Source organism: Micromonospora sp. D75 (genome assembly GCF_018070405.1).
Classification (GTDB): domain Bacteria; phylum Actinomycetota; class Actinomycetes; order Mycobacteriales; family Micromonosporaceae; genus Micromonospora; species Micromonospora chalcea.
In genome coordinates this window covers 1-11,250 of the sequence record NZ_JAGPXV010000128.1, presented here as the reverse complement: position 1 = coordinate 11,250, position 11,250 = coordinate 1, and the positions used below count along the sequence as shown (strand labels likewise).

General features: G+C 72.5%; 8 protein-coding genes. 3 read left to right on the top strand and 5 right to left on the bottom strand.

All coding sequences use genetic code 11. From position 1 onward, the window contains the following. The coding region (locus KBX39_RS10795) for a RecQ family ATP-dependent DNA helicase (protein ID WP_210870299.1) at window positions 1-1,345 on the top strand (1,345 nt) is incomplete at its 5' end. 102 nt (window positions 1,346-1,447) lie between these two features. Here the strand turns inward: KBX39_RS10795 and KBX39_RS10790 are convergent. From KBX39_RS10790 to rsgA, 5 genes are all read right to left on the bottom strand, one after another. Next, on the bottom strand, window positions 1,448-2,104 hold the full coding sequence (locus KBX39_RS10790) for a C39 family peptidase (protein ID WP_113972485.1): 657 nt from the start codon (window positions 2,102-2,104) through the stop codon (window positions 1,448-1,450). 754 nt (window positions 2,105-2,858) lie between these two features. Further along, window positions 2,859-4,808 carry an excinuclease ABC subunit UvrC gene (gene uvrC / locus KBX39_RS10785; RefSeq protein WP_043329617.1) on the bottom strand — a complete coding sequence of 650 codons (1,950 nt, stop codon included), beginning with the start codon at window positions 4,806-4,808 and terminating at the stop codon, window positions 2,859-2,861. A 75-nt stretch (window positions 4,809-4,883) separates the two neighbouring features. After that, window positions 4,884-5,372 carry a Rieske (2Fe-2S) protein gene (locus tag KBX39_RS10780; RefSeq protein ID WP_064445299.1) on the bottom strand — a complete coding sequence of 163 codons (489 nt, stop codon included), beginning with the start codon at window positions 5,370-5,372 and terminating at the stop codon, window positions 4,884-4,886. A gap of 100 nt (window positions 5,373-5,472) precedes the next feature. Continuing rightward, the gene (uvrA, locus tag KBX39_RS10775) at window positions 5,473-8,421 is read right to left on the bottom strand and encodes an excinuclease ABC subunit UvrA (protein ID WP_043329614.1); all 2,949 of its coding nucleotides are present in this window, start codon (window positions 8,419-8,421) and stop codon (window positions 5,473-5,475) included. A 208-nt stretch (window positions 8,422-8,629) separates the two neighbouring features. Then, complete coding sequence (rsgA, locus tag KBX39_RS10770; protein WP_210870303.1) at window positions 8,630-9,709, bottom strand: ribosome small subunit-dependent GTPase A; 1,080 nt, start codon at window positions 9,707-9,709, stop codon at window positions 8,630-8,632. 221 nt (window positions 9,710-9,930) lie between these two features. Here rsgA and KBX39_RS10765 point away from each other — a divergent pair, with 221 nt between their 5' ends. Together KBX39_RS10765 and KBX39_RS10760 are read left to right on the top strand one after the other, a co-directional pair. Further along, window positions 9,931-10,647, top strand: coding sequence for a maleylpyruvate isomerase family mycothiol-dependent enzyme (locus tag KBX39_RS10765; RefSeq protein WP_069089084.1), 717 nt, complete (start codon window positions 9,931-9,933; stop codon window positions 10,645-10,647). 8 nt (window positions 10,648-10,655) lie between these two features. Then, window positions 10,656-11,250, top strand: a 595-nt coding sequence (locus tag KBX39_RS10760) for an MBL fold metallo-hydrolase (RefSeq protein WP_210870301.1), incomplete at its 3' end; no start/stop codon positions are given.

Here is an 11,250-nt window from a genome sequence, read left to right as displayed (position 1 = left end):
GCGGCCCGACCGCGGGCCGGACGTGCCGCGCATCGCGCTGACCGCCACCGCGACCCGGGCGACCCGCACCGAGATCGCCACCCGGCTGCGGCTCACCGAGGCCCGGCACTTCGTGGCCAGCTTCGACCGGCCCAACATCCAGTACCGGATCGTGCCGAAGCGGGAGCCCCGCCGCCAGCTGCTCAGCCTGCTGCGCGACGAGCACCCGGGCGACGCCGGCATCGTCTACTGCCTGTCCCGGGCCTCGGTGGAGAAGACCGCCGAGTTCCTGGTCGCCAACGGCATCCCCGCGCTGCCGTACCACGCCGGGCTGGACGCCACGACCCGCGCCACCAACCAGCAGCGCTTCCTGCGCGAGGACGGGCTGGTCATGGTCGCCACCATCGCGTTCGGCATGGGCATCGACAAGCCCGACGTACGCTTCGTCGCCCACCTGGACCTGCCGAAGTCGGTCGAGGGCTACTACCAGGAGACCGGCCGCGCCGGGCGCGACGGCTTGCCGTCCACCGCCTGGCTGGCGTACGGGCTGCAGGACGTGGTGCAGCAGCGCAAGATGATCGAGACGTCGGAGGGCGACCTGGCGCACCGGCGCAACCTCGCCGCCCACCTGGACGCGATGCTGGCGCTCTGCGAGACGGTCCGCTGCCGCCGCGCCCAGCTGCTCGAATACTTCGGCGAGACCGGCGTGGCCGCCTGCGGCAACTGCGACACCTGCCTCGACCCGCCCGAGTCCTGGGACGGCACTGTCGCCGCGCAGAAGCTGCTCTCCACCGTCTACCGGCTCGACCGCGAACGCAACCAGCGCTTCGGCGCCGGGCACAGCATCGACATCCTGCTCGGCAAGCACACCGACAAGATCGACCAGCACGGCCACGACTCGCTCAGCACGTTCGGCATCGGCACCGAGCTGCGCGAGACCGAGTGGCGGGGCGTGGTGCGGCAACTGCTCGCCGAGGGTCTGCTCGCCGTCGAGGGCGACTACGGCACGCTGGCGCTGACCGAGGCCAGCGCGGACGTGCTCGGCCGCCGCCGTACGGTCACGCTGCGCAAGGAGCCGGAGCGGCCGGCGGCCGGCCGGTCCGCCAAGCCCCGGGGCGCGGCCACTGTGGTCGCCGACCTCTCCCCCGCCGCCGCGCCGGTCTTCGAGCGGCTCCGCGCGTGGCGCGCGGCCACCGCCAAGGAGCAGGGCGTCCCGGCGTACGTCATCTTCCACGACGCGACGCTGCGGCAGATCGCCGCCGAGCCGCCCGCTTCCCTGGCCGAGCTGTCCCGGGTCAGCGGGGTGGGCGAGAACAAGCTCGCCAAGTACGGCGACGCGATCCTGGCCGTACTCACCGAGTCCTGACGTACGCGCGGAAGGGCCCGACCCCCTGTGGTGGGGGTCGGGCCCTTCCGGTGTGCGTGCTGCCGTTCTTGCTCTGCAGCCATGGGTGCGGCGGTGTTGGTCTTAGCTGGTGCTGTAGCCGCGGGTGGCGATCCAGTCGGCGAGGTTGTCGATGCTCATCCGGTAGGTGGCGGTGTTCGGGTCGGCGCTGTCGGCGATGGTGACGGTCTTGCCGTCGTCGCGGTAGCCGATGACGCTGATGTAGTGGCCGCCTTCGAAGGAGTGGGTGTTGCCGTCGGTGTCGGTGGCGGTGCCGGCGATGTTGGCGACCACGGCCCGGCCGGCGTCGACGGTCTTCACCACGTCGGCGCGCAGCTTGTCGGTCTGCTTGTCGTCGGCCTTGGGGGTGCTGATCTCGACCGACTTGTAGGCGTCCTTGGCGCCGGTCTCCTTGTTCAGCACCGGGGTGATGTCGTTGATGGAGTTGGTGCCGGCTTCGGTGGTGCCCATCTCGCGGGCCATGGCGTGCACGTCGATGTTCTTGCCCTGCACGCTCAGCGCGTTGCGGGCGGCGGCGGGGCCGCAGAAGTAGAAGTTCGGCTGGGCCTCGTAGCGCACGTCCAGCTCACGCTCACCATGACCGCTCTTGCGGTCGGCGACGATGGCGGCCTTCTCGGCCGGGGCGGCGTGGGCGGCGATGGCAGGGCCGGCGATGCCACCGGCGGTGGCGACGACACCGGCAGCGGTCAGAACGGTCTTGCGCAGCAGAGTGGTAGCCATGATGGTTGCCTCCCTGAAATGGGGGATACGCGGCGGGGGTGCCGCGGAGGGGAAAAGTCTTGGGGGTGCCCGTCGAGCGGGCTGGCGCGCGGGCGCCCCGAAAGGGGGCTGCTCCGCGGCTCGGGGATGTAACGACCACCGGGCCGGGGTCATTCCCGCCGGCGGGGGTGCTCGTCGTCGGGGGATGTAACGACGGCCGGGCCGGGGCGATTCCCGTGACCTGACCCGTGGCGCCGGGCGGACCGGGTTGAGCGCTCGGCCCTGGTGCCTGGGCGGTCAGCCATGTACAACGCCTGCACCCCACCCCGGATTCCGCCGTGAGCATGGCGCCGACCACAACGCGCCACCCCGGCAAACCGGACACCGGCCCCAGGGCGCGCTGGGCGGCGCATTCGCGGTGCACGCGCACGGCAGACCTTGCAGTCGGCCCCCCCGGACAAGCCTCACAAAGCGGTCATACGTTAGGCACGAACTGCAAGGTGGACATTTTCGCCCACCGGGAACAGGCATTGGCTGGAACGGCGTATGTGTCAAAGGCGGGCGGAGACACCCATGGCGTTCCACCCGAGGCACCTGGCGACGGCGACTGGAGCGGCATGGGTGTCAAAAGCAGCCCGAGACACCCACGGCGTTCCACCCACGGCACGCGACGGCGGTGGCGGGCCGGCGGGCGTTTGTTGACGCATTCTGGACAGCGGCCGGGGGCCACGACGGCAGGCGCGAGCAGCACAAGCAGGCGCGAGCAGGCGAAGGGTCAGGAACGGGGGGCGGCCGTGGTGGCGTCGGTGGAGCCGTCGAGCGCGGCCAGGATCGCCTCGGCCGTACGCCTGCCCACCCCGGGCACCTCGGTGATCTCCTCCACGGTGGCCGACGACAGCCGCTTCAGCGAGCCGAAGTGCCGCAGCAGCGCCTTGCGGCGTACCTCGCCGAGGCCGGGGACGTTGTCCAGCGCCGACTCGGTCATCCGCTTGGAGCGCCGCTGCCGGTGGAACGTGATGGCGAAGCGGTGCGCCTCGTCGCGGACCCGTTGCAGCAGGTAGAGCGCCTCGGACGTGCGGGGCAGGATCACCGGGAACTCGTCGTCGGGCAGCCACACCTCCTCCAGCCGCTTCGCCAGCCCGCACAGCGCCACGTCGTCGATGCCCAGCTCGGCGAGCGCCTTCGCGGCGGCGGCCACCTGGGGCGGGCCACCGTCGACCACCACGAGCTGCGGCGGGTACGCGAACTTGCGCGGCCGCCCGGTGGTCGGGTCGATGCCGGGGCGGTCCGGGTCGGAGGCGGTCTCCTCGCCCAGCTCCCCGGTCTCGGCGCGGGCGTCGAGGTAGCGGGCGAAGCGCCGCCGCAGCACCTCGGACATGGCCGACAGGTCGTCGGTGGCGCCGCGCACGATGAACCGGCGGTACTCGCTCTTGCGGGGCAGCCCGTCCTCGAACACGACCATGCTGGCGACCACGTCGGTGCCCTGGATCTGGGAGACGTCGTAGCACTCGATGCGCAGCGGCGAGGTGTTCATGCCGAGCGCGTCGGCGATCTCGTCGAGCGCCTGGCTGCGGGTGGTCAGGTCGCCGGCCCGCTTGAGCTTGTGCCGGGCCAGCGCGTCCTTGGCGTTGCGCTCGACGGTCTCCAGCAGCGACCGCTTGTCGCCGCGCTGCGGCACCCGCAGCGACACCCGGCTGCCCCGGCGGGTGGAGAGCCAGTCGGCGAGCGCGTCGGCGTCGCCTGGTAGCTCGGGCACGAGCAGCTCGCGGGGCACGTCGGCCTCGCCCTGCTCGCCGCCGTACACCTGGGTGCAGAAGTGGTGCACGAGGTCGCCGGTGCTCAGCTCCTCGGTCTTCTCCACCACCCAGCCGCGCTGGCCGCGCACCCGGCCGCCGCGGACGTGGAACACCTGCACGGCGGCTTCGAGCGGGTCGTCGGCGAAGGCGACCACGTCGGCGTCGGTGCCGTCGCCGAGCACCACGGTCTGCTTCTCCATGGCCCGGCGCAGCGCCGCGACGTCGTCGCGCAGGCGGGCGGCCCGCTCGAACTCCAGTTGCTCGCTGGCGTCGAGCATCTCCTTCTCCAGCCGGCGGACCATGGTGTCGGTGCGGCCCGCCATGAAGTCGCAGAAACCGTCGACGATCTCCCGGTGCTGGTCGGCGGTGACGCTGCCGACGCACGGCGCGGAGCACTTGCCGATGTAACCGAGCAGGCAGGGCCGGCCGACCTGCCCGGCCCGCTTGAACACCCCGGACGAGCAGGTCCGCGCCGGGAAGACGCGCAGCAGCAGGTCGAGCGTCTCGCGGATCGCCCAGGCGTGGGAGTACGGCCCGAAGTAGCGCACGCCCTTGCGCTTGACGCCCCGCATCACCTGCAACCGGGGGTATTCCTCGTCGAGTGTGACCGCGAGATAGGGGTACGACTTGTCGTCGCGGTAGCGGACGTTGAACCTCGGGTCGTACTGCTTGATCCAGGTGTATTCCTGCTGGAGCGCCTCGACCTCGGTGGCGACGGTGATCCAGTCGACCGACTCGGCGGTGAAGACCATCTGCCGGGTGCGCTGGTGCAGGCCGACCGGGTCGGCGAAGTAGGAGTTGAGCCGGCTGCGCAGGTTGCGCGCCTTGCCGACGTAGATCACCCGGCCGGTGCCGTCGCGGAAGCGGTAGACCCCTGGCGACTCCGGGATGGTGCCGGGCGCGGGACGGTACGTCGAGGGGTCAGCCACGCTGTCAAGCCTAGTCCGCACCCCTGACACCCGGCCGCCGCCGCGCCCCCGGGTGACGGGGGGCGCGGCGGGTGGTCAGGCCAGGCGGATCTGGTCGCCGTCGACGGTGATGTCCTTCGCGGCGAGCGGCTTGGTGGCCGGGCCGCCCTTCACCGAGCCGTCGACGATGGAGAAGCGGCTGTTGTGGCAGGTGCAGTTGATCGTGCCGCCGTCGACGTTCGACACCGGGCAGCGCTGGTGCGTGCAGATCGGGTCGAACGCCTTGAACTGGCCGGCCTCGGGCTGGGTGATGACCACGCCCTGGCTGGCGAAGACCGCGCCGCCGCCGACCGGGATGTCCGAGGTGCGGGCCACGGAGTTGCTGCCGGCCCGGTCGCCGCCACCGGCGTCCCCGGTGGCGGTGGCGCCGGGCGGGCCGCCGCTGGTCGGGGCGAGCCCGGGCGAGGCCTCGTCGTCGCTGCCGCAGCCCGCGAGCACCACTGCCGCGCCGACCGCCCCGGCTCCGGCGAGCAGGGCGCGGCGGCTCTGGGTGACCGGTCGGGTCAATGCCTGATCATCACTCATATCCGGCCTTTCTCTCGGCTTACTGCGGAAACACGCACCAGCGTGGGGCACGGTTCATACTGGCGCGTCAACGTACCGGGCATCGCATGGAGGACGTCGGTCAGCGCGCCGCGGCCGGCACCTTGCGGGCCCGCGGCTTGGCGCCGCCGTTGCCGTTGGCCTTGGCCGCCCGGCTGGTGGCCGCCTTGGCGCCCTTGGCCTTGCCGTCGAGCTTGAGGATCGGCCGCAGGAACTGCCCGGTGTGGCTCTCCGGCACCTCGGCGACCTCCTCCGGCGTGCCGGTGGCGAGGACGGTGCCGCCCCGGTGGCCACCCTCGGGGCCCATGTCGATGAGCCAGTCGGCCGTCTTGATCACGTCGAGGTTGTGCTCGATGGTGATGACGGTGTTGCCCTTGTCGACCAGCCCCTCCAGCACCATCAGCAGCTTGCGGATGTCCTCGAAGTGCAGGCCGGTGGTCGGCTCGTCGAGCACGTAGACGGTGCGGCCGGTGGAGCGCTTCTGCAGCTCGGAGGCGAGCTTGACGCGCTGCGCCTCACCGCCGGACAGCGTCGGCGCGGGCTGGCCGAGGCGCACGTAGCCGAGGCCGACGTCGACCAGCGTCCGGAGGTGCCGGTGGATGGCCGGGATGGCGGAGAAGAACTCGGCCGCCTCCTCGATCGGCATGTCCAGCACCTCGGCGACCGTCTTGCCCTTGTAGTGCACCTCGAGCGTCTCGCGGTTGTAGCGCGCGCCCTTGCACACCTCGCAGGGGACGTAGACGTCCGGCAGGAAGTTCATCTCGATCTTGATGGTGCCGTCGCCGGAGCACGCCTCGCAGCGCCCGCCCTTGACGTTGAACGAGAACCGGCCCGGGCCGTACCCCCGGACCTTGGCCTCGGTGGTCTCGGCGAAGAGCTTGCGGATGTGGTCCCAGACGCCGGTGTAGGTGGCCGGGTTGGAGCGCGGGGTACGCCCGATCGGCGACTGGTCCACGCCGACGACCTTGTCCACGTGCTCCAGGCCGGTGATGCGGGTGTGCCGGCCGGGCACCAGCCGGGCGCCGTTGATCTGGTTGGCGAGCACCGTGTAGAGGATGTCGTTGACCAGCGTCGACTTGCCCGAGCCGCTGACGCCGGTGACCGCGATGAGCTGGCCGAGCGGGAAGCTCACGGTGAGGTTGCGCAGATTGTGCTCGCGCGCGCCGTGCACCACCAGCTCGCGGCCCGGCGTCTGCGGCCGGCGGCCGGCAGGCGTCGGAATGGATTTGCGCCCGGACAGGTACGCCCCGGTGACCGACTCGGTGTTGTCCAGCAGCGCCGGCACCGAGCCGCTGTGCACGATCTTGCCGCCGTGCTCGCCCGCGCCCGGGCCGATGTCGACGATCCAGTCGGCCACCCGGATGGTGTCCTCGTCGTGCTCGACCACGATCAGCGTGTTGCCCAGCCCGCGCAGCCGCAGCAGCGTCTCGATGAGCCGGTGGTTGTCGCGCTGGTGCAGGCCGATCGACGGCTCGTCGAGCACGTAGAGCACGCCGACCAGGCCGGAGCCGATCTGGGTGGCGAGCCGGATGCGCTGCGCCTCGCCACCGGAGAGCGTGCCGGCGGGCCGGTCCAGGGAGAGGTAGTCCAGCCCGACGTCGAGCAGGAACTTCAGCCGGGCGTTGATCTCCTTGAGCACCCGCTCGGCGATCATCTTCTGCCGGTCGGTCAGCTCGATGCCGGCGAGCAGGTCGGCGGCCTCACCCACGGACAGGTTGCAGACCTCGGCGATGCTCTTGCCGGCCAGGGTGACCGCGAGCACCTCGGGCTTGAGCCGCGCGCCGCCGCAGGCCGCGCAGGGCACGTCCCGCATGTAGCCCTCGTACTTCTCCCGGGACCACTCCGACTCGGTGTCGGTGTGCCGGCGCTCGATCCACTGCACCACGCCCTCGAAGCCGGTGTAGTAGGAGCGCTCGCGGCCGTACTTGTTGCGGTAGCGCACGTGCACCTGGTCGTCGGAGCCGTGCAGGATCGTCTTCTGCGCCCGCGACGGCAGCTTCCGCCACGGCGTGTCGATGTCGAAGTGCTCGGCCTCGCCCAGCGCCTCCAGCAGCCGCAGGAAGTATTCGAGGTTGTGCCCGGTGGCCCACGGCTGGATCGCGCCCTCGCGCAGCGTGCGCTCCGGGTCGGGGATGACCAGCTCGGGGTCGACCTCCTTCTTCGTGCCCAGGCCGGTGCACTCGGGGCAGGCGCCGTAGGGCGCGTTGAAGGAGAAGACCCGGGGTTCCAGGTCCTCGATCGCGAGGGGGTGGTCGTTCGGGCAGGCCAGGTGCTCGGAGTAGCGGCGCTCCCGGGCCGGGTCGTCCTCCGGCAGGTCGACGAAGTCGAGCAGCACCAGGCCGCCGGAGAGACCGAGCGCGGCCTCGACCGAGTCGGTCAGCCGCTGCTTGGCGCTGGGCTTGACGCTGAGCCGGTCGATCACCACCTCGATGGTGTGCTTCTCCTGCTTCTTGAGCTTCGGCGGCTCGGTCAGCGGGTGCACCACGCCGTCGACCCGGGCCCGGGCGTAGCCCTTGGCCTGCAGCTCGGCGAACAGGTCGACGTACTCGCCCTTGCGGCCGCGCACCACCGGCGCGAGCACCATGAACCGGGTGCCCTCGGCCATGGCCAGGACCCGGTCGACGATCTGCTGCGGGCTCTGCTTGGAGATCCGCTCGCCGCAGATCGGGCAGTGCGGCTCGCCGATGCGGGCGAACAGCAGGCGGAGGTAGTCGTAGACCTCGGTGATGGTGCCGACGGTGGAGCGGGGGTTGCGCGAGGTGGACTTCTGGTCGATGGAGACGGCGGGGCTGAGGCCCTCGATGAAGTCGACGTCGGGCTTGTCCATCTGCCCGAGGAACTGCCGGGCGTACGACGACAGCGACTCGACGTAGCGGCGCTGCCCCTCGGCGAAGATGGTGTCGAACGCCAGGCTCGACTTGCCCGAACCGGACAGCCCGGTGAAGACGATCAGGGCGTCCCGGGGCAGGTCGAGACTGACGTCACGCAGGTTGTGCTCGCGCGCGCCACGGATGATCAGTCGGTCGGCCACGGTGCGTGTGCTCCCGGAAGAAGAATATGAGGCGGATCTGTGCACCAGACGCCGGGTCTGGGTGGTTTTCACAGGTTGTCGGGGCGCAGAGAAGACGCCTCGGCAACTCTAGCCCCGACGTATGACAACTTCCGTCTCGCGAACATTCCCCCAGCTCAGGCCGGTCGGGCGGGAACCACTCACGCCCACCCGACCGGCTCGCGCAGGTTCAGAATGCCCCGGGTGCGGGGGGCGGCGCCGGACGCCCGGTACGTCGCCGCCCGCCACGCCAGCCGCCCCGCCGTTCGGCCGCCAGCCGGGCCGCGCGCCGGCCGCCCTCGTACTCGATCTCCCGCTGCAGCCGGCGCCAGCTCTCCCAGCGGCGCGCCGGCAGCGCGCCGTCCTCCAGCGCGTCGCGCACCGCGCAGCCCGGCTCGGCGTCGTGGGCGCAGTCGCCGTACCGGCAGCCGGCGGCCAGCTCGGCGATGTCGGCGAAGGCACGGTCCAGGCCGGCCGCGCCGTCGAGCAGGCCGACCGCCCGTACGCCGGGGGTGTCCAGCACCGCTCCCCCACCCGGCAGCGGCACCAGCGACCGCCAGGTGGTGGTGTGCCGGCCCTTGCCGTCGACGCGGCGGATCGCCTGGGTGCGCATCACGTCCGCCCCGGCCAGCGCGTTGACCAGGCTCGACTTGCCGGCGCCGGAGGGGCCGAGCAGGCCGAGCGTGCGCCCGGGGCCGACGAACCGGCGCAGCGGCGCCAGGCCGGCGCCCCGCTCGGCGCTGACCGGCAGCACCGGCACGCCCGGCGCGAGGTCGGCCAGCTGCCGGGCCACCGCCTCCGGGTCGGCGGCCAGGTCGGCCTTGGTGAGCACGACGAGCGGCTGCGCCCCGGATTCGTGCGCCAGGGAGAGCAGCCGTTCGATCCGTGCGGCGTCCGGTTCCGGGTGCACCGGCTCGACCACCGCGGCGGCGTCGAGGTTGGCGGCCAGCACCTGGCCGCTGGCGTCCTTGCCGGCGGTACGGCGCACCAGCGCGGTACGCCGCGGCAGCACCGCCTCCACCGTGACCGGGCCGTCCGGCCAGGTGGACAGCAGCACCCAGTCGCCCGCGCAGGGCAGCGCGGTCAGGTCACGGGCGGCGGCGGCGAGCACGGCGCCGCCGAGGCTGGCCCGCACCGGCCCCTGCGGGCTCAGCACGGTGCAGACGCCCCGGTCCACCCGGGCGACCCGCCCGGGACGGTGGCCGGCGCGCCGGTCGAGGTGGGCCGCCCAGCCGGCGTCCCAGCCGAGGGCGGTCAGGTCGAGAGTCATGGTGTCCTCTTCGGTGTCGAGGGATACGTGGTGGAGCACACGCGCTGCGACCGGCATGCGCACCACCTCCTCTCCGACTCCCGGTGCCGCGTTGGCGACGACGCGGACCGGGCGGCCCAGGTCGTCGGCCCCGACGGTAGGTGCCGCGCCGACGCGCCGAAAGCGATTTCCCCGGCGGCGCGCCCTGCCCGGGCCCGCTAGTGTCGAACCGTGAGAACGCGATGACCACCGACCCCCTGCTGCTGACCGGCCCGCTGGCCGAGGCGAACGACCGTCTCCTGCGTACCGTGTCCGGCCTGACCGCGGCGGACGTCGCGGCGCCCTCGCTGCTGCCGGGCTGGTCCCGGGCGCACGTGCTCACCCACCTGGCCCGCAACGCCGACGGGTTCGTCAACCTGCTCACCTCCGCGCGCACCGGCGAGGACATCCCGATGTACGCCTCGGCGCAGGCCCGCGCCGCCGACATCGACGCCGGCGCCGACCGGGGTCCGGCCGACCTGCTCGACGACGTACGCCGCAGCGGCCAGCGCTTCGACGCGGCGGTCGCGGCGATGCCCGTGGACGCCTGGGGCGCCACCGTGCAGACCCGGCGCGGCCCCTGGCCGGCGGCGATGCTGGTCTGGGGCCGGCTGCGCGAGGTCGAGGTCCACCACGTCGACCTGGCGGCCGGTTACCTTCCGGCGGACTGGCCGGAGGCGTTCGCCCAGCGGCTGCTGCACGAGGTGGTGACCGGGCTGTCCGGCAATCCGGCCGCGCCGGCCATGGTGCTGCGCTTCGACGGCGCGGCCTCCGAACTCGTCGTGGGTGACCCCGAGGGGGCGCCCACGGTCACCGGCCCCGCGCCGGAACTCGCCGCCTGGCTGACCGGCCGGGGCGCGGGCGAGCTGCTCACCGTCGACCCCGACGGCCCTCTGCCCAACCCACCGGAATGGATCTGAACATCGTCATGACCTACACCGGAGACGTCACGCCCGGCGGGCCGCCGGCCGTGCGCGAGCTCGACCGGCTCACCGTCACCAAGCTGTCGGTGGGCCCGATGGACAACAACGCCTACCTGTTGCGCTGCAACGCCACCGGCGAGCAGGTGCTGATCGACGCCGCGAACGAGGCGCCGCGCCTGCTGGAGCTGGCCGGCGACGGCGGGCTGGCCGCCGTGGTGACCACGCACCAGCACATGGACCACTGGGTCGCGCTGGAAGAGGTGGTGGCCAAGACCGGGGCGCGCGCGCTCGTGCACGCCGACGACGCCGAGGGCCTGCCCATCTCCGCCGAGCGGCTCGGCGAGGGCGACACGGTGCCGGTCGGCGACTGCGCGCTGGAGGTCATCCACCTGCGCGGGCACACGCCGGGCTCGATCGCGCTGCTCTACCGCGACCCCTCCGGCACCCCGCACCTGTTCACCGGCGACTCTCTCTTCCCGGGCGGCGTCGGCAACACCGACCAGGACCCGGAGCGCTTCGTGCCGCTCATCGACGACGTCGCCGCCACGCTCTTCGACCGGCTGCCCGACGACACCTGGTTCGACCCGGGCCCCCGCACGG